Here is an 18,911-nt window from a genome sequence, read left to right on the forward strand (position 1 = left end):
TTCGTGGTTCGGCACTCATGTGCCGAGGATCCTTGTCAGGTAGCGGGCCACGGCCCGCACACTCACCATGGCTCCCGGGTAGTCCATGCGGGTGGGGCCCACGATCCCGAGACGCGCCACCCCCGGTTCACCGTACACGGATGTCACAACGGAGGCCTCTGACAGCCCCTCATCCCTGTTCTCCTCACCGATCGTGATAGCCAGCTCGTCACCGACCTCGGCGAACAGCCGTAGCAGGACAACCTGCTCTTCGAGTGCTTCAAGAACGGGGGTGATAGTGCGAGCAAAGTCGATGTTCGTGCGGGCCAGGTTCGCCGTCCCCGCCATCACCAACCGTTCCTCAGCCTCATCAGTCATGACGTCTTTCAGAACGTGGACAACGGCATGCGCGAGCTGCTGCTCGGTAGGAGTCAGGTTCGCCACATCGAGGCCGTCGGGCAGGATATCGAGACCCGCCTTGCCGGTGTAGGCGGCATTAATTCGATTCGATAGCTTCTGCGCCTGCTCGTCACTGAGCCCAATGTCGATATTGCGCTGCTGAACCGCGCCCGAATCATTGATCGCAATGATGAGCACGTGGTGCTCGGAAATCGGCACGACCTCAACATGCCGCAGGGTGGTGCGCTCGCGGTTGGGGTACTGCACGACGGCTACCTGGTTGGTGAGCTGAGCAAGTAGCTTCGTGGCCCGGATAATGACATCGTCCACGTCGGCCGCGCCTTCCAGCCACGTCTCAATCGCCTTCTTTTCTGCCGATGACATAGGTTTTACCTGGGAGATCGTGTCCACGAATGCTCGGTAGCCACGGTCCGTGGGTACTCGGCCGGCCGAGGTGTGCGGCTGGTGGATAAGCCCGCCATCCTCCAGCGCCGCCATGTCATTTCGGATCGTTGCCGAGGAGACGTCAAAGCCGTGACGTTCAGTAATTGCCTTCGACCCAACCGGCTCACGGGTGTGGACGTAGTCCTGCACGATCGCCTGCAATACTCTCAGCCTGCGTTCGTCGCTTCGCATGCCTCCTCCTTTCTTGCACTCGACATGCCCGAGTGCTAATTCTACGCATGAAAGGGTTTCATGCCTACCCTGGACACGTGAGAGCTTCGCGACCAGCTGACAGATATGGCAGGGATGTCCTGTCCCAGCCCAAACCTTCCCGCCTGCGCACCCAGAAGGACGTACCGGCCGACATAGGCCTCCTCCTGGAAGACGTTCAGACCGGTTTCGTTGGCGAAGTCATTGCCGTCGGCAAGGTCGCCGGCGAGCTCCTCATGACCCTGGAGGGCAGGAAAGGCGAGAAGAGAAAGTTCCCGCTCGGGCCCGGCTTCTGGATTGACGGGGAACCCGTCAACATCACTCCCCCAGTACTCAAACAGCAGACACAACCCAAGACCGAGCTCACCGCCTCCGGCTCGATCCGCGTCACGGGCAAGACAGCGAAGATGATGCCGAGCCGCATGTGGGTCGAGGGCAGGCACGACTGGCAGCTCATCGACAAGGTCTGGGGCGAAGACCTTCGCCTCGAAGGCATCGCCGTCGAGGAACTCGCGGGCGTCGACCGCCTCGAGGAGATGCTGGAGGTCTTCCAGCCCGGCCCGGGCCGTCGCGCCGGTGTTCTCGTTGACCACCTCCTACCCGGCACCAAGGAATCTCGTCTCGTCAACCAGGCACTAGCTCGCTACGGAACCGACAATATTCTCGTTCTCGGTCACCCGTACGTCGACGTTTGGCAGGCGATTAAACCGCACCGGGTTGGGCTCCAAGAATGGCCGCACATTCCCAAGGGCATCGACATCAAAAAGGGCAGCCTCGCTGCCCTTGGCCTACCCCACGACACGGTGGAAGACGTCGGCATCGGCTGGTCCAAGATCCTGTCCCGCGTCCGCGACTGGAAAGACCTCGAGCCGTCCCTCCTGGGACGGGTCGAAGAACTCATCGACTTCCTCACGGCACCCCAATAGCCAGAAGCCACACGCCCTGCTGTCGCACGCCTTCTCACTGCGCATCCGCTACCTCTTGCACTTCCGTAGCCAGATATCCGCAGTAACAGGTCCGTAGCCACATATCCGCGGCAACAGATCCGCAGAAGTAGGTCCGCAGTCGCGTGGCCGCGTTTGAGCATCCGTAAATCACTTTCCATCGGTCGTTCCACCTCCCAGCCTTGCACCTCCGCGCCCTTGCACCCGCACCTGCGGATTCGCAGGTCACGGTAGTGCACGTCGGCGACTCGCCAATTGGCGCTCGCTTTCAACAGGGAAAACGCACCTGTTCACGAGGGAAAATACATCCACAAAAAGCGAGTAACAGTGGCTTACCCTTTGCGCATTATTTTCCGTCGGTAGCAGAACACAAGTTTCGCCATCCTGGCCTGCGCGAACGCGATTCAAATTCCACTTTTGAAAGTTTCCAGTACCGTTAGTTTCAGCTCGCGTCAAAACCTAGTGTTTACATGGTGTTTCGCGGTGTGGACGTAGTACTCATGGCACGGGATTCAATGTTTGGTTACTGCACCGTCGATTTGAGCCTGTGAAGCATCGGGGAGCCGGGGCCTGGGGCCGCGGCGTTTGCTAGACGCCGTTCACTTGAGGGGATACCTTGAAAGAGAAAAGCGCTACACGTCACAACGCAAAGGAGCGTGCACCCAGAAATGGCTGAGCAATGGAATGAGAACTACGACGTCGTTATCGTCGGTAGTGGCACCGGGTTATTCTCGGGGATCTTGGCCGCAAACGCTGGCCTGAAAACTCTCGTCGTCGAAAAGGACCACAAGTTCGGCGGATCGACCGCCCTATCGGGCGGCGGCATGTGGATGCCGGGTAACCGGGTCAGCCGCGCCGCAGGACTGAAGGACAGCAGGGATCGTGCGGAGACCTACCTCCGTGAGGTCGTCGCCGGTGTCTCCCCCGAGGCCCGCTGGCAGACCCACCTCGACTATGCCGCGAAGGCTATCGACGCGATCGTCACCCACACGGACCTTGAGCTTGAGGTCATGCTCCATTACGCGGACTACTACTCGGATGTTCCCGGTGGCTCTGCCAGCGGACGTTCCGTTGAGCCGTCCCCGTTCGACATGAACTCGCTTGGTGAGGACAAGGATCTCATCCAGTCGGGCGATCTGTCCGCCCCGGTTCCCATGCCGATCACCGGTGGCGACTTCAAGTGGATGAACCTCATGGCAAGGAAGCCGCTCAAGGCCTTCCCAAGGGTCTTCAAGCGCGTCGCCCAGGGTGTGGGCGGCATGGCTTTCGGTAAGGACTACACGGCCTCGGGTAAGGCACTTGCCGCAGGTCTCTACTCGGGCGCCAAAAAGGCCGGAGTGGATCTCTGGAACGACACTCCCCTCGTTGACCTCGTCATCGAGAACGGCAAGGCCGTTGGCGTCGTTGTCGAACGCAACGGACAGGAAGTTCGTATTGCCGCTAACCGCGCCGTGATTCTCGCTGCCGGTGGCTTTGACCGCAATATTGAAAAGCGCAAGGATTTCCAGTCCGAGGCTATTGAAAGCGGATGGCAGTTCGGTGCACCCGGCAACACGGGCGACACCATTGACATTGCTGAGAAGCACGGACTGGACCTTGATCTGCTCGACAAGGCCTGGTGGTTCCCGGCAATTCCGGAGCTCAAGGAAGGCGCTGGCCCGATCGTTCTCCTCGCGGAACGCTCACTGCCCGGCTCCCTCATCGTTGACCGTACCGGCCACCGCTTCTTCAACGAGTCGATCGACTACATGCGTGCAGGCGAGACCATGCTCGGCATTGATGACGGCGAGGAACCGCACCTGCCGGCCTGGATGATCGTTGACGACAAGTTCGTGAAGTCCTACGTCATGGGAGGTGTGAAGATGCCGATGATGCCGATCCCGGACGAGTGGTACAAGGCCGGGGTTGCCGTTAAGGCGGACTCGATTGTTGAGCTTGGAAGCAAGATCGGCACGGAGGACCTGCCGGGTGGTGTCAGGCGCTTCAACGTCCTGGCTGCCCAGGGCACCGACGATGACTTCCAGCGTGGTAAGACGGCCTACGACCGCTACTACGGCGATCCGACCAACACGCCGAACCCGAACCTGCGTCCTCTCTCCGATTCGGGCCCGTACTACGCGATCAAGGTTGTCCCCGGCGACCTCGGCACATGTGGCGGCCTCCGAGCCGACGAGAAGGCACGCGTCTACACCACCGACGGCAGCACGGTCGACGGCCTCTACGCTATCGGTAACGCCGCAGCCAACGTCTTCGGCGGTGTCTACCCCGGACCCGGTGCCACCATCGGCCAGGGCATAACCCTCGGATACGCCGCTGTCGACGATATTGTCGCCAAAGGCTAGTCTCCGTACACCAAGCCAAGCACTAGCTATAGCCGGGAGGGGCCTTCGCAAATGCGAAGGCCCCTCCCACGTATAAAGAACCTGGTCCGCACCCAGTTACTGAACTTCCGGAACCAGATCCCGCCATTCCGGAACCAGATCCCGCGATTCCGGGACCCGACCCCGGAGTTCTGCGACCAGAATCAGGAGTACCGGACCCTGCCCAGTATTACTCGTGCTTGTTGCACTTCCCCGGAATGCTGTGGGCTAGTCCCAGAGCTCCCGAATCACGGTGTCGGCCAGTAATCTGCCCTTGAGCGTGAGGACCATTCGGCCGTTCGCTAGCCTACGTGGGTCCAGAAGCCCATCGTGTGCCAGTGTCATCGTCTTGTGACGTCGCTTGGCAAGCTCTGCACGACCAGGGGCTTCACCCGGTCCTGCGAGGCCGGCCGTGTCGGGGAGGCCCTCGGCAAGGCGAATTCCGAGCATGATGTCTTCTTCGGCGCGCTCCTGCAGGGAGAGAATCTCTCGTGCAGCCGCCGGGGACTGGTCGTTCTTGAGTCGTTCTGCCCAGGCCCTTGGGTGCTTCACGTTCCAGAAGCGGGTGCCGTTGATATGCGAGTGGGCGCCGGGGCCGAAGCCCCACCAGTTGTTGTTACGCCAATAGGCCATATTGTGCCGGGCCTCGTGGCCGGGCTTTGACCAGTTGGAGACCTCGTACCAGGAGTATCCGGCCTCGCTGAGCACTTCTTCCGCAATTTCGTACTTGGCCGCAAGATCATCCGGGTCGGTATCCGGCAGGATTCCCCGCTTTACCTGCTGCCCCATCTTTGTGCCCGGCTCGATGCCAAGGCCATAGGCAGAGATGTGATCGGGAGACATGGAAATAGCTTCGGAAAGCGAGTGGCGCCAGTCATCGAGGGATTCCCCAGGAGTTCCGTAGATCAGGTCGAGAGAAGTAGACAGGCCAGCATTTCTCGCCCAGTCAATAACCATCGGCACGCGTTCGGGTGTGTGGAGCCGGTCAAGGGTGGCAAGCACGTGGCTGGTTGCCGACTGCATGCCAACTGAGACGCGGGTGAAGCCCGCTTCCTTGAGGGTTTTCAGGTACTCCTCATCAACGGTCTCGGGGTTGGCTTCCGTGGAGATCTCAGCCCCGTCTTCGAAGCCAAAGACAAGTTCGAGCACGCCGAGGATGTGGGCGAGCTGGCCAGCACGAAGGTACGTTGGGGTGCCGCCACCAAAGAAGATAGTCTCGAGCGGCCGCCCGCCGTCAAGCACCTGGCCTGCTAGAGCGATTTCTCCAAGCAACTGGTTGTCGTACTCTCCCGGAGTCGCACCGGGGCCCAATTCATGTGAGGTGTAGGTGTTGAAGTCGCAGTATCCGCAACGCACCTGACAGAAGGGCACGTGGACGTAGGCCGAGAATGGCTTATTCATGGAAATGTCCGGAAGACTGCCATCAACGGGTGCTTCTACGCCGTCGGGTAGCTCAGGCACGGATGACCTCCAAGTCGTGAATGCGACGTTCTTCGTTCAAACCTCTGGTTTCAAATCGGGTCGTGATGCGGCCGTCCCAGCGGGGTGCAAAGCCACCCACAATCCCGTTGTCACCCGGATCGTCTTCATCAATGCGCTGTCCAACGTGTGGATTCACAAAGTCAGAGACGGCGGCAATCGAGTCCCTCATCTGCCACGCGTAGTCGTCCCAATCGGTAGCAAGCCGCCACGTTCCGCCCGAGGGCAAAATGTTGGCAACGGTCTGCGCAAACTCCGGGGTGACGAGGCGGCGTTTACGGTGCCTCGCCTTTTGCCACGGGTCCGGGAAGAAGGTCCACACTTCGTCGGGCTTCCTGTTGGGGCCGAACATGAGTGGGAGGGCAAGAACGGCGTCGGCACTGATCATGCGAACGTTCTCAACTTCTTCGCGAACAATCCGAGCCACCGACGATGCGACCCCGGGCCACCACACTTCGAAGGCAAGGTGGTTGATCTCGGGATTCTCTTTCGCGTGGGCGACGATCTGGTCGGCTGCTCCCGCTCCGATCTCTACGATCAGCGGAGCATCCCGCCCGAAGGCTTTCGTGAGATCCGGGGATTCCCGGAGAACATAGCCCTCGTCCACCTGAGCATCAATGACGTACTTGTGGCCGTGCTCGTCAAGGGCACGCTGGTGCCTATCTGGTAGGCGGCCGCCGCGGGGCATAAAGCTCGTGATCCGGCGGTGGTGGCGTTCTGTCACAGTGTTTCCTTCAGATGGTTAGGGAAGTGTTTCGTCAGATAAGAGGCGAGTTCTATTTCACCAGCGCGATGGGATTTCCCGAGTGTTTCAAAGTAGTCGGTTTTATTGCGGAACCACGCACCGACACTTACGCCATGACTTGGGACAAAGAGTTCTTCAAGCGAGTCACCGGCACTGGCTTCACCGGGGTCTTTCACCCGGAAGTAGGTACCGGACTTGCCGTGGGCAAGGAAGCGTTTGATCCAGCCCGGATCGTCTCGATAGTACTCGAAGGTCCGGCAAGGGTTGCGACAGCCCGTGACCTCGAGGATCGCCGTACCGAAGCGGTACCGCGAGCCAATGATGAAGTCATCAACATTGGCCTCGACACGAAGGTTCTCACCCCAGGTACCGGGTGGGAGTTCTATGCCGAGTTCGTTCTCCCACCATGCCATCTCCGAAGAGGATATGGCGTAGACGGCTTTCTCCGCTCCCCCGTGGTTCGCGCGGTCAGCTTGAACATCGCCCCACATCCCGAGCCGGGTCACCTTGACCTGTCCATCGACGGGAGCCTTCTTGATCGCCGTGACACCGACCCGGCCAATGGACACGGGGGTCAGTTCTGAGACGACGCAGATATGGGTGACTCTCATGTTCTCCACTCTAGCGCGGCACCAATGCGCCGCCCCGGCTATCGATCACTCTCCGCAGGGCCACAGTCAAGGAAAGGGCACAACCGGCTCATGGCACACGCAGAAAAAGGAAACGTTCTCTGGCTCTGGCACGGCCTCGAGAATTGGCACCGACAGGAAAAGTGTCACTGGCTCGATAACTCGACGTTGTCACAGCGCACCTGACCGCACAAGAAAGTCTTCGCCAATATGTTCGGCAAGAGCTTCTTGTTTGTTGGGGCGGACCGAACGGGACGACTAGTCTTCCGAGGGCGGGTTGGCCCTTGCCCAAATAGCCACAATGACAACAATGACGACGACCAGGATGAGCCACTTCATTTCGAGGGCGCCTGATCTGATGTCAGGGCTGCGACGAACGCCTCTTGGGGAACGTCTACGCGTCCAATGGACTTCATGCGTTTCTTGCCTTCCTTCTGCTTCTCGAGCAGCTTCCTCTTACGGGAAATATCGCCGCCATAGCACTTCGCGAGCATGTCCTTACGCAGAGCCTTGATGGTTTCACGCGCAATAACACGCGAACCAATTGCGGCCTGGATCGGAATCTCGAACTGCTGGCGGGGAATAAGCCCCCTGAGCTTCCCGGTCATGTCCGTGCCGTAGGCGTACGCCTTGTCGCGGTGGACAATCGCCGAGAAGGCATCAACCTTCTCGTGGTTGAGAAGAATATCGACCTTGACGAGATCAGCTGTCTGATCCCCATCCATGTCGTAATCCAGGGATGCATAGCCGCGGGTCTTGGACTTGAGCTGGTCAAAGAAGTCGAACACGATCTCGGCCAGCGGCAGACGGTAGTGCATCTCCACCCTGTCTTCCGACAGGTAGTCCATGCCACCCAGGGTGCCGCGGCGCTGCTGACACAACTCCATAACGGCACCAATGTAGTCGGCGGGCGTCAGGATCGTTGCCTGCACCATGGGTTCAGAAATTGAAGCGACCTTGCCGTCGGGGAACTCCGATGGGTTCGTCACCTCGATGAGCTCACCGTCTTCCGACATGACCTCGTAAACGACCGAGGGTGCCGTCGCAATAAGGTCAATGTTGAACTCGCGCTCGAGGCGCTCGCGGATGATCTCCAGGTGAAGCAGGCCAAGGAAGCCACAGCGGAAACCGAAGCCGAGGGCAGCGGACGATTCCGGTTCGAAGGTGAGTGCAGCGTCGTTCAGCTGGAGCTTATCGAGTGCCTCGCGCAGTGCCGGGAAGTCAGATCCGTCGATCGGATAGATACCGGAGAAGACCATGGGCTTCGGCTCAACGTAGCCGGGAAGCGGCTGCGAGGCGGGGCTGGATGTCATGGTCACGGTATCGCCCACGCGGGTCTGGCGAACATCCTTCGCACCCGTAATGAGGTAACCGACCTCGCCCACACCCAGTCCCTTGCTGGCCTTCGGCTCAGGAGAGATGACACCGATCTCCTGGAGTTCGTGGGTGGTTCCCGTCGACATGGTGGTGAGCTTCGTGCGGGGCGTGAACAGTCCGTCCTTCACCCGCACGTAGGTCACAACACCGCGGTAGCTGTCGTACACGGAGTCAAAGATCATGGCGCGTGCCGGAGCGTCCGCGTCACCGGTCGGTGCGGGAATCTCACCAACGATACGGTCCAGCAGATCGGAGACGCCCTCACCGGTCTTACCCGATACTCGCAGGCAGTCCTCCGGTTCGCCGCCGATGAGGGAGGCAAGCTCTTCGGCAAACTTCTCGGGCTGAGCCGCCGGAAGGTCGATCTTGTTAAGAACGGGGACAACGGTCAGGTCGTTCTCGAGAGCCATGTACAGGTTCGCAAGGGTCTGGGCCTCGATGCCCTGAGCAGCATCAACAAGGAGGATCGCACCCTCGCAGGCCGCGAGCGAACGGTTCACTTCGTAGGAGAAGTCGACGTGGCCGGGAGTGTCGATCATGTTGAGCGCATACTCGTTGCCGTCCACCGTCCACGGCATGCGAACGGCCTGAGACTTAATGGTGATACCGCGTTCACGCTCAATATCCATCCGGTCGAGGTATTGGGCTCGCATGAGCCGCTCCTCGACGATGCCGGTGAGCTGTAGCATCCGGTCGGCCAAAGTCGACTTGCCATGGTCGATGTGGGCGATGATGCAGAAGTTCCGCAACCGGTCAGCGGGCGTGTTGGCCGGCTGGAGTGACTGGGAGGGATTCGACTTAGACACTGGTCTCCTTCTATATTCCGGACCAGTCTACCCATCAACAGCCCCCGGCCCACCCTCAGGGCCGGGTGAACTGTCTCAACGTCACTAAACCGGGTGCCAATACCGCCAATCAGGACCGTGTTCGCAGGTACACCCAGTGGTCGAGCCCCGTGGAAAGACGGTCCTATCCGCTCCCCCGCAATACGGATCCTCAATCATCACGAGCTAAGCCAACTCAGCCAAACACTTCAATGAAGCATTCTCCGGCGTGTTCGCCCTCCGACAATTCCCAGTTCTCTTTCACGCTTTCGCTCTGTCAGCCTGGAATAATGGGCTACATGAGCGCACTGCCGGGATCCCTGTCGTTATTTCTCCCGCTCCTCGTCAAGCTTTTGCGGGGACCGGGCAAGGCCATCGTGCTCGTCAATGGATTACTGACGGCCCTCCTCCTGTGGCTCACGATCGACTCGGTCCGCGACGGCAATGCCGGCGTGTGGGTTCCGCTCGTCATGGCAGCGGTTCTTCTCCTTGGCATCATCGTCTTCGCCATCCGCGGTAGCCGCCTCGCCAAGCACGTTGACGACCTTGAAAAGCTCCAGGCCCAGACTCAGCCCAGCCAGGAGATCATCACCCAGGACGGTAGGTCCGTCCAGGAAGAGGAAATGAAGCAACGTTTCCACGATGCTTCCTACGAGGCTAACCAGCTGAATGCTCGGTTCATGCCGCGGGTTAACGCCGCACAGCGTGCCGCCATCGCCGCCGCAGGTGGCACCGTCCAGGCTCCCTACCTCAAGGCCGACCTACGAATCACCCTCGTCGCCGGGATGCTCACCGTGGCAGCGGGCCCGCTCTCGATCATTCTCATGATCTTCACCGCCGCCATGTCCTGATCAGCGTGCGCTGATCATTAAACTCCTCATTCTCATTCCCGTCCCATCTCGCAAGGGATAACTCCCCAATATTTGGGGCAGACCTACCGCCGTCGTTGTGGGACGATAAATGCTATGGGACTACCAACGAAATATCTCGGCAAAGATGAAGTCATCATCCGGCACATGCACAGCCATGTGAAGGAGCTCTTCCTCGCGATCATCCTCGGCATCCTGCTGATCATTGCCGTTATCGCGGCCTTTGTATTCTTGCCCGAGTCCGTCGATCCCTGGGGCCCCTGGGTTGTTGTTGGCCTCGCCGTCATCCTCGCCATCTGGAAGGTCTTCATTCCCTGGCTGAAGTGGATCACGGACACCTACACGATCACGTCTCGCCGCATCATCACCCGCACCGGCATCATCGCCAAGAACGGCCACGACATTCCTCTTGCCAGGATCTCGAACGTTGCCTACGAGCACGATCTCATCGACCGCATCTTCGGTTGCGGCACCCTGATCCTCGAGACCTCAGCCGACAACCCGCTGCGCCTTCATGACATCCCCAAGGTCGAACAGGTCCACGTTGAATTGACCGAACTGCTGTTCAACAACGACCAGCATTACGACCGGGAAATTGACTACTGAGGACCGCGGCGTACAACCACCCAGGTCTTATCCAAGCGGCGTCGGGCTCACTTCCGGCGCCGCTTCCTGTTCGTCGACATCACCCGGTTCCTCATTATTGGGTATGGCCAGCCAACCCCAACGATGACGATTCTGGGCCGCGGCCCGAGCATTCTCAGCCAAATACCAGAACGCCAACGGCCGAAAAGCACTGGCTTAGCCAAGATGATCCGGAAGGATCGTCATTCGGTTATCCCGTTAGCATCACGGATCTGCGAGGCGTTGGCGGGTCGTTTGAACGGCTTATGCAGCGATTCCAGCACAGCAGGGACAAAGATTCCATTATCGTGGTGGCGTGAGTTTCTTAAATAAAGCTATTCGCGTAGCCAAGTCCGTTGCGCGATCCCCGCAAGCCCGCCGCATGATGCGTCAGGCCGTGAACCAGATTCAGAATAAGACAAAGTCACCGGGATCCCAGAGGCAGGATTCTCCGAAGCCGTCACCGCGGCACGCTGGCGGATCTGGCACTGCACCTGGCCCGAACGATCACGCGATCGAGTACTCCTTCGCGCAGTTCGGCATGCCAAGGTTTTCGTATGCTCCGGCCAATGATGGTGATGCTGATCCGGGTGAGGTCGTATGGACGTGGGTTCCTTACGAAGACGATCCCAACCAGGGTAAGGACCGCCCGGTTCTTGTTCTTGCCAGGCAGGGTGATTCAGTGATCTTCGCTCAGATGACATCGAAGGATCACGTAGACGGCAACAATGGGTTTACCCGTGATGATCACCTGGGCCGCCGGTGGATCGATATGGGCACGGGCGACTGGGACAGTCAGGGTAGAGAATCAGAGGCACGAATTGACCGTCTTCTTATCGCCCACAAGAATTCGATTAGGCGTGAGGGCGGACGTCTCGATAAGACGCGTTTCACACGGATTACCGACGCGGTCACTACGATTCACGGAAACTAACTGATAGTCTTGTTCATCGGACTTGAGTATCCGGTCGATACTCTCGTCACGCCACAGACCAAACCACGGGGTGCCCCACGCCCCAGTCCCGGTCATGGCAGAGCCCTCACTGACCGTGTAAATGTTCGCATCCGCGAGTAGACGAAAGAATTGAGAACGTGGCAAACATTAAGTCGCAGAAGAAGCGCAACCTGACCAACGAGAAGGCTCGGGTTCGCAACCAGGCTGTTAAGGCCGAGCTGAAGACCTACGTCCGTAACGTCCGTAAGGCCGTCGACGCAGGCAACAAGGACGAGGCAAACGCCGCTCTCGGCGCCGCCGGCCGCAAGCTGGACAAGGCAGTCTCCAAGGGCGTCATCCACAAGAACCAGGCCGCCAACCGCAAGTCGAAGCTTGCCAAGGTAGTCAACAAGATCGAGGCCTAAGCTTAGATTTACGAATTGGGCTATTCAGTAGCCTTTCATGAGAGGTCGGGAGTGCTTGAAGCGCTCCCGACCTCTCTGCTTGTTGCGGCAAAGCTCGACGGATTAATTCGTTTCCGTGTTGAGGTCAGCGCAATCGAGAGCCCATCGGAGCATGGACGGAGCGACATACATTGTCGACACGTGGCTCCTTTGCGTCTAGCTAGGTCTTTGATCGATCCTAACCGAGGGCCAACGCTTTCAATTCCCTGACGCGCAGGCCTGTGGGCCCGGCACTCACAACCTGCGCGCCGCCGTCACCTCACGGATGCACTTCTCGAGGGCATAGGCGGGATCGCGTGCTTCACCGCGGAAGCCCTTCACATCACCATCGGCCTTGGCAATGGATCGGATGGCGGCGCTCAGCCCTTCATCCGACCAGTTCCGCAGGTCGCGCCTCGCCCTGTCTATCTGCCACGGCTCCATGGATAGCTTGACGGAGGCACCGTCCCGTCCCATCGTTGCCGAGACGCGTGCCAGCTGCCTGACTTTCATGGCCAGTGCCGACACGATGAGGACCTCGGCCGTTCCAGTAGCCAATGCATGGCGCAGGAGCTCGAGCGCACGTGCCACATTGCCGGCCACTGCAGCATCGGCAACGGCGAAGTTCTTCGCTTCGATCCGGCCGCCGTAGTACGTGTCGACGGCCTTAGCCGTGATCGTTCCTTCAACATCGTCGAAGAGCTGGCGCAGTGCCGAGGTCAGTTCCCTCAGGTCGCTTCCAAGACCGTCAACAAGAGCCTGGTAGGCATCTTCTGCAACAGTCCTCTTAGCCCTGCGAGCATCCGCCTTCAGCAGGGCAATCTTGTGGCCGGAATTCTTGACCTCCTCAATGACAACAACGGGAAAGCCTGCTTGGCCGACTGCGGTATCGAGCTTGATACCGCGTCCGACTTTACCGTTACGGATAGCAATGAGGAACAGGTCGGGGCTGGGATCTTGGAGGAGCTGCATACAGTCACCAAGGAAGTCATCGTTCATGGTTTCCAGGCCGGTGACGATGGCGATCTTTGCGCCACCAAAGAGTGAGGGGCTGGCAAGGACTGCGAGCTCTCCCCCGGTGTACGAAGCAGCGTCAATCTGAGTGACCTCAATGTCGGGGTCTTGGGAACGAGCCTGGGCAACGAGTCGATCACGAGCCCTTTCGGTGAGGGCCTCTTCTTTCGACTTGATCAAGACGATCGGTGCGAGATCGACTGTGTCCCACGTGGGCCCGCTACTCTTTCCTGCCATGCCGACCATTATTCCACGCCTGCCGGGCACCACGAGCCAGGGCGCTATGCCGGTAGCACCAATTTCCGTTGCGTACTAGCCGCCTAGACCCATCGCCAGGCGCATTGAGTCGTGCGTCTCTATCACTCGAACTTGATAAAGATGTCTCCGTCCTCCGTTGCCAAGATATTCCCGTACTGCGAATAGAGATCAATGGTGGAGGGAGCGGGATGTCCGTAGGTGTTTTCCCCGTACGAGAGCAGTGCCGTTTCCGCTCCTACCGCGAGCGCAAACCCGTCGTCTTGCTTTGATGATCCGTGGTGCGGGATGAGGACGATGTCGGCGGCTATGTCCCGGCCAGATAGAGTCCGCTGGGCGTCGGTCTCGAGGTCTCCGGGGATGAGGAGGGTTTGTCCGAGGCTTACTCGGAGTACGAGGGATTGGTTGTTGATGCAGGCGTCGTCGTAGCAATTCCGTTGGCTATCTGGCCAGAGGATCTCTATTCCCTCGGCGTTGTCTCCGGCGCGTAGTTCTCGAATGGGAATGTTCGTCCCGCTATCCGCTATCTGCCATTCGACTTCGGGTGTGATGCCGGGGCCGACCCAGATCTCTTGGGCGCCTCGGCTCAATGCTGTGTCAAGGTTTCCGGCGTGGTCGGCGTGCATGTGGGTTAGGACAACGATGTCGATGTGTGTTCCTGCGGCGTCCAGGCATTGGCCTAGTCGTTCTTCTTCGGTACCCGTGTCGACGAGATAGACGGTGCCCTCGTGCTTGAAGAGTGTTGCGGCCCCCTGCCCAACATCGCATTGGACAATGTCCCAGTCGGGTACCTGTGTGGGCAGGAGTCGCCACACGCCGTAGAGGACGGCAATGCCAAGGGCTCCAATGCCAAGCGTTCGCTTCTTTACGCCAAGGTGGACGATAGGCCAGGCGAGCAGAAGGATGCCGGCGTAGACGACAATGACGAGTCTTCCATCGATGCCGGAGCCCCACCATCCCGACATTTCTTCCGCGACCGTGTCGATCCAGGAGACGCACCGCGCCGCCATCCACCCCAACGCTTGACCAACATAGGGAACCGGTGCAGCGATGATCGCTCCGAGGGCAAGGATTGTTCCGATGGGTACGACGGGTGCAACCACGGCATTGGCGAGAGCTGACCACAGGGAGGCCGTGTCGGTCAACAACAGGATGATGGGTGAGCAAGCGAGGTGGGCAACGGCTGGAACAGCGAGGAGGTTGGCACCTGGCACGGTGATGATAGGAGCAAGGAGCGCCGAGGCGGGAGCCGAGAAGATAATGATTGCCGCCGTGGAGACCACCGACAGAATAAAGCCGTAGGCGAGAGCAAGGGTTGGCTCGAAGGCCAGGAGGAGAATGATAGAGGCGCCGAGGGCAGGGAGGGCGCTCGCGGGTCTTCTCATCCACACCCCGGCGAGCACAACTACTCCCATGACGGCCGCTCTCATGACGGAGGGCTGTGCTCCCGTGGCAAGCACAAGAACGCCAAGAACTCCGGCAGCGGCCGTTACGGCAAGTACTTTTCTTTTGCGGCCGACAAGGCCTAAGACAATGGCGGTGATCATCGAGACGTGGGAACCGGAGACTGCGGTCAGGTGGGTGAGGTTCACGGCCGCGAGCGCATCCCCGTCTTCTTCTGGGATACCGGAGTCGTCACCAATGGCAACGCCCGGGACAAGTCCTCGTACCGCCGGTGGTTCATCCTCCAGGTATTCGTCCAGGACCGCCGCCCTATTTGCTATCCAGCGGGATACGGGATCGGCTTCTTCAATGAGCGTGGGTCCGCGAAGGACTGTCGCCCATGCGACTTCCCTCGATCCGGGATCGGTGGGCTCGAGCCTGACGAGCACGTCGACCGTTTCGTGGAGATTAAAGTCAGCGAGGTTGTCGCCACCAAGCAGGGTGACACTCGAGTAGGAGCCGGATACCTGGCCACGGCCTTCGACATGTTCAATGCTCAGGGTTCGAAGTATTTGGTCTCCAGCGGGGTTCGGGTAGGAGGCAATCTCCCCCTGTACGGTGACAACTGCTTTGGCTGAGATGAGGTCGGAGAGAATTCCTCTATTTCCCAGGTGGTTGTGTGCGGCGACCACCCCGCTGGCAAGGATGGCGGAAAGAACGACCACAACAAGAGTCGGCCACCAGTAGGTGATGGCATCGCCCTTTCCTTGACCGACGTGTTTACGGATAAAGGAGATGACGAAGACGAGGCCACCGACGAGGACGCTGACCGTAATGGTGAAGCCTGCGCTTTCGAGTAAGACGCCGATGGTGGCGACCCACCAAGCTCCCGCTGCCAGGAGGATCCGCACGTCGCCGTGCGTCATATGGTCACGAGAGCCTCAATGTTGGCAAAGGTCGCGGGGCCAATTCCCGAGACCTCCATGAGCTCATCAATCGACGTAAATTTTCCGTTGAGTTCGCGCCAGTCCAGGACCCGTTGCCCGATAGCGGGACCGATGCCCGGCAGTGAGATGAGCTCAGCAAGATCCGCCGTGTTGATATTGACGAGGCTCCCGGACGACGCCGATGAACTATTACCATTACCTTCCGTACCTTCAGTTGGCGTCTCCGCACCGGCTTCAGCAGCGGGCTCCTCGGGGACCTCATCACCCGGTGCGGGCACAACGATGTGCTCACCGTCGACGAGCTTGCGCGCCAGGTTAAGGGCATTCGGGTCGGCCTCCTCGGTCATACCTCCGACCAGTTCAATAGCTGCGGCGACTCGCGACTCCACCGGTAGTTCCACCAGACCGGGATCCGCAACATGGCCTGACACGTAGACCGTCACCGTCGTCTCCTCGACGACCACCTCACCGGAGGCATCTTCGTGAGGACCAGCATCCGAGCCAGCATTCATCTCTTCCGCGGATTCTCCGAATGCCGAGGTTCCATCAGCCGCGGGAGCGCCGCTTTCGCTCTCGCCACCATCGGTGGCGGACTCTCCCTCGCTACCTAAACCTAGTGCGCTCTCCCCTACGGCTTCTGTCTCGGTCTTGGAGGGAAGGGCATGGACCTGGACAGGGCGTGACATCGTCCAGGCGATCATGAGTCCACACAGGAGCGACAGGACAAGGACAACGATCATGGCTGTCTTCGGATCGAAGGCAACCCGGGTTTCCCGTTCCTTGTCTTCTGGTGGTGCCATGACATCCTCACCGGTACCGACACGGTAGGCGACTCTCACGAGATCTTTCGCTTTCATACCCCGACTATGGACTCATACCCGGAACGCCTCCTTAACCGGATTTCATAGGGTGCATGGTCGAACACCGAGCATCCTGGGGACGCTCACCCTATGCTTGACCGTATGGATCAAGCAGAGATTGCCCGACTCAAAGCCGAGGCCGCGGCAGCTAAGGCAGAGGCCGCCCGCGCCGAGGCGGAAGCCGCTCAGGCCGCACTCGAGGCTGCACTAGCCACGGCCGGAGCCTCATCAGGCGAAACGCCAACACCCAACGAAGACTCGGCTGATTCTGATGGTGAGAACAAGACAGAAGATCCAGCTGTAGACAGTGACAATTCTGAGCCTGCGAAGCGGGCGGAGCCTACCGAGGCCACGGCTCCGAGCGAGAGAACGGTTCCCGCTGATTCTGCGGTCACGATCGAATCAGCAGATTCATCTGACTCCGCAAATACCACCGAACTGTCGGGTTACGCGTTGGAAGTGGCTGAAGCTTATTCGGGTGATGGTGGAATGCAGATCGGTGTATTCCTTGAAGGTGAGGATCCCGTACCTGCCGCACCAGTGACCCTTCCGCTTGCCATGCTCAATCGCCACGGACTTGTTGCTGGCGCTACGGGTACCGGTAAGACCCGTACCCTTCAACTTCTTGCCGAGGGACTATCCGCTAACGGTGTTCCCGTCTTTCTCACCGACATCAAAGGCGACCTCACCGGACTAGCCGAACCTGGTGAACCCAACGACGGTTTGCTTGCTCGATGCGAGGAACAGGGCCAGGTTTGGGAACCCAGTGGGTTCCCCACCGAGTTCTACGCGCTCGGTGGCAAGGGACAGGGAATCCCTATCCGTACGAGCGTCACCGAGTTCGGTCCACTTCTGCTTGCCAGGGTACTTGATCTTAATGAAACCCAAGAATCCGCCCTCGCCCTTATGTTCCACTGGGCCGACGAACAGGGACTAGCCCTTATCGATCTCGAGGACCTCCGTGCAGTCGTCTCGTTCCTCACCGAGGAAGGCAAGGACGAACTCAAAGAAATCGGCGGCATAGCCTCATCCACCGCAGGAGTCATACTCCGCGAGATCGCTGTTCTCCAGTCCCAGGGCGGCGATGAGTTCTTCGGAGAGCCTGCCTTCGATCCCATGAACTTCTTCCGAGTCGATGGCGAACGAGGAATCATTTCCACGCTCGAACTGCCAGAGCTTTCACAGAGCCCCCGGCTCTTCTCCACCTTCATCATGTGGCTCCTCGCCGAATTGTTCGAGATTCTCCCCGAAGTCGGCGATGTCGAGAAGCCGAAGCTGGTGTTCTTCTTCGACGAAGCCCACCTGCTGTTCAACAACGCCTCGGATGCTTTCCTGGACGCCATTGTTCAAACCGTTCGCCTCATCCGATCCAAGGGGGTCGGCATCGTCTTCGTCACACAGACGCCGAAGGACGTTCCCGACGATGTCCTCGCCCAGCTGGGAGCCAAGGTCCAGCACGCCCTGCGTGCCCATACCCCGAACGACCAGAAGGCCCTGCGAGCAACGGTCAAGACATTCCCGAACTCTCCCCTCGACCTTGAAGAGATCCTTCCCAACCTGGGAACGGGCGAAGCCCTCGTCACCGTCCTCGACAAGAAGGGCCGCCCATCTGCCGTAGCCCCGACAAGGCTATGGGCGCCGGCAGCCAACATGGGACCGGCTGCCCAAGCTACCGTCACCAGCATCATCCAGGCATCTCCCCTAACTGCAAAATACGCAGTGAAGATCGACCCAGAATCCGCCTCAGAACTGCTCGTTGAACGCATTGCCGCAGAACAGGAAGCAGCTGAACTAGCTGAGATTCAGAAAGCTGAACAAGAGGCCGCCGAAGCCCGAGCCAAGCAGCTCGAGAAGGAAGCGGAGAAGTTACGGAAGGAGGCCGAGCGCGAAGCAAAGAAACAACGCGAACGCTCCGAAAAGAGACGCTCAAGCGTTCTCGACAACTTCCTCCGCTCCGGTGCCCGCACCCTCGGCAGGGAGATCTCCCGCAACATCTTCGGCACGCGTAGGCGGTAGACCTTATAGGTAGACGTAATGATTGAAGGCTGGGTAGGTCCCAGCCTTCAATCGGTGAAAATAGTGTCACCGCCGCCTCAAGTAAACTACCTGAGCATCGCACCTGCCTGCCAGATCAAGCCGCGGTTACGGAGGTTCTGATAACCGGCAGGAATTGGAGCTCGTCTTTACCAACG

15 protein-coding genes are annotated in these 18,911 nt (G+C 59.5%); 7 read left to right on the forward strand and 8 right to left on the reverse strand.

All coding sequences use genetic code 11. From position 1 onward, the window contains the following. Positions 1-15: 15 nt before the first annotated feature. Entirely contained in the window at positions 16-1,014 is a 999-nt protein-coding gene (gene hrcA / locus EJ997_RS04535; RefSeq protein ID WP_126703528.1) for a heat-inducible transcriptional repressor HrcA, read from the reverse strand. A gap of 77 nt (positions 1,015-1,091) precedes the next feature. Between hrcA and EJ997_RS04540 the strand changes: the two genes are divergently transcribed. Then, the gene (locus tag EJ997_RS04540) at positions 1,092-1,958 is read left to right on the forward strand and encodes a DUF3097 family protein (protein WP_228201579.1); all 867 of its coding nucleotides are present in this window, start codon (positions 1,092-1,094) and stop codon (positions 1,956-1,958) included. A 686-nt stretch (positions 1,959-2,644) separates the two neighbouring features. After that, positions 2,645-4,318, forward strand: coding sequence for an FAD-dependent oxidoreductase (locus EJ997_RS04545; protein WP_126703530.1), 1,674 nt, complete (start codon positions 2,645-2,647; stop codon positions 4,316-4,318). A gap of 246 nt (positions 4,319-4,564) precedes the next feature. Here EJ997_RS04545 and hemW read toward each other — a convergent pair whose 3' ends face one another. The 4 genes from hemW to lepA form a co-directional block, all read right to left on the reverse strand. Beyond that, positions 4,565-5,797: a radical SAM family heme chaperone HemW gene (gene hemW / locus EJ997_RS04550; protein WP_126703531.1), complete on the reverse strand. Its 1,233-nt coding sequence runs from the start codon at positions 5,795-5,797 to the stop codon at positions 4,565-4,567. Next, complete coding sequence (trmB, locus tag EJ997_RS04555; protein ID WP_228201580.1) at positions 5,790-6,539, reverse strand: tRNA (guanosine(46)-N7)-methyltransferase TrmB; 750 nt, start codon at positions 6,537-6,539, stop codon at positions 5,790-5,792. Before trmB ends, hemW begins: the two co-directional genes overlap by 8 nt. Next, positions 6,536-7,171, reverse strand: coding sequence for an MOSC domain-containing protein (locus tag EJ997_RS04560; protein ID WP_126703532.1), 636 nt, complete (start codon positions 7,169-7,171; stop codon positions 6,536-6,538). The genes trmB and EJ997_RS04560 overlap by 4 nt, the downstream gene beginning before the upstream one ends. A 353-nt stretch (positions 7,172-7,524) precedes the next feature. Then, positions 7,525-9,372 (reverse strand): translation elongation factor 4, encoded by a 1,848-nt coding sequence (gene lepA / locus EJ997_RS04565; RefSeq protein ID WP_126703533.1) that lies wholly within the window; start codon positions 9,370-9,372, stop codon positions 7,525-7,527. 308 nt (positions 9,373-9,680) lie between these two features. On the opposite strand from lepA, the gene EJ997_RS04570 reads away from it, so the two are divergent. The 4 genes from EJ997_RS04570 to rpsT all read left to right on the forward strand — a co-directional run bounded on the left by EJ997_RS04570 (position 9,681) and on the right by rpsT (position 12,242). After that, positions 9,681-10,241 (forward strand): hypothetical protein, encoded by a 561-nt coding sequence (locus EJ997_RS04570; RefSeq protein ID WP_164719788.1) that lies wholly within the window; start codon positions 9,681-9,683, stop codon positions 10,239-10,241. 114 nt (positions 10,242-10,355) lie between these two features. Continuing rightward, positions 10,356-10,865, forward strand: coding sequence for a PH domain-containing protein (locus EJ997_RS04575; RefSeq protein WP_126703535.1), 510 nt, complete (start codon positions 10,356-10,358; stop codon positions 10,863-10,865). 334 nt (positions 10,866-11,199) lie between these two features. Next, on the forward strand, positions 11,200-11,817 hold the full coding sequence (locus tag EJ997_RS04580; RefSeq protein ID WP_228201581.1) for a type II toxin-antitoxin system PemK/MazF family toxin: 618 nt from the start codon (positions 11,200-11,202) through the stop codon (positions 11,815-11,817). A gap of 158 nt (positions 11,818-11,975) precedes the next feature. Then, on the forward strand, positions 11,976-12,242 hold the full coding sequence (gene rpsT, locus EJ997_RS04585) for a 30S ribosomal protein S20 (RefSeq protein WP_126703536.1): 267 nt from the start codon (positions 11,976-11,978) through the stop codon (positions 12,240-12,242). 273 nt (positions 12,243-12,515) lie between these two features. Here rpsT and holA read toward each other — a convergent pair whose 3' ends face one another. The 3 genes from holA to EJ997_RS13105 form a co-directional block, all read right to left on the reverse strand. Continuing rightward, positions 12,516-13,511, reverse strand: a complete 996-nt coding sequence (holA, locus tag EJ997_RS04590) for a DNA polymerase III subunit delta (protein WP_228201582.1) — start codon at positions 13,509-13,511, stop codon at positions 12,516-12,518. 122 nt (positions 13,512-13,633) lie between these two features. Beyond that, the gene (locus EJ997_RS04595; protein ID WP_126703538.1) at positions 13,634-15,838 is read right to left on the reverse strand and encodes a ComEC/Rec2 family competence protein; all 2,205 of its coding nucleotides are present in this window, start codon (positions 15,836-15,838) and stop codon (positions 13,634-13,636) included. Next, complete coding sequence (locus EJ997_RS13105; RefSeq protein ID WP_206501823.1) at positions 15,835-16,716, reverse strand: ComEA family DNA-binding protein; 882 nt, start codon at positions 16,714-16,716, stop codon at positions 15,835-15,837. The genes EJ997_RS04595 and EJ997_RS13105 overlap by 4 nt, the downstream gene beginning before the upstream one ends. Positions 16,717-16,809: 93 nt before the next feature. Between EJ997_RS13105 and EJ997_RS04605 the strand changes: the two genes are divergently transcribed. Beyond that, positions 16,810-18,735, forward strand: a complete 1,926-nt coding sequence (locus tag EJ997_RS04605) for a helicase HerA-like domain-containing protein (RefSeq protein ID WP_206501825.1) — start codon at positions 16,810-16,812, stop codon at positions 18,733-18,735. Positions 18,736-18,911 lie beyond the last annotated feature (176 nt).

The organism is Flaviflexus ciconiae (genome assembly GCF_003971195.1).
Taxonomy (GTDB): domain Bacteria; phylum Actinomycetota; class Actinomycetes; order Actinomycetales; family Actinomycetaceae; genus Flaviflexus; species Flaviflexus ciconiae.

Coding starts and splice junctions, on each gene's coding strand:
- hrcA (WP_126703528.1), bottom strand. CDS start 1,014: ATGCGAAGCGACGAACGCAGGCTGAGAGTATTGCAGGCGATCGTGCAG.
- EJ997_RS04545 (WP_126703530.1), top strand. CDS start 2,645: ATGGCTGAGCAATGGAATGAGAACTACGACGTCGTTATCGTCGGTAGT.
- EJ997_RS04560 (WP_126703532.1), bottom strand. CDS start 7,171: ATGAGAGTCACCCATATCTGCGTCGTCTCAGAACTGACCCCCGTGTCC.
- EJ997_RS04570 (WP_164719788.1), top strand. CDS start 9,681: ATGGGCTACATGAGCGCACTGCCGGGATCCCTGTCGTTATTTCTCCCG.
- EJ997_RS04575 (WP_126703535.1), top strand. CDS start 10,356: ATGGGACTACCAACGAAATATCTCGGCAAAGATGAAGTCATCATCCGG.
- holA (WP_228201582.1), bottom strand. CDS start 13,511: ATGGCAGGAAAGAGTAGCGGGCCCACGTGGGACACAGTCGATCTCGCA.
- EJ997_RS04595 (WP_126703538.1), bottom strand. CDS start 15,838: ATGACGCACGGCGACGTGCGGATCCTCCTGGCAGCGGGAGCTTGGTGG.
- EJ997_RS13105 (WP_206501823.1), bottom strand. CDS start 16,716: ATGAAAGCGAAAGATCTCGTGAGAGTCGCCTACCGTGTCGGTACCGGT.
- EJ997_RS04605 (WP_206501825.1), top strand. CDS start 16,810: ATGCTTGACCGTATGGATCAAGCAGAGATTGCCCGACTCAAAGCCGAG.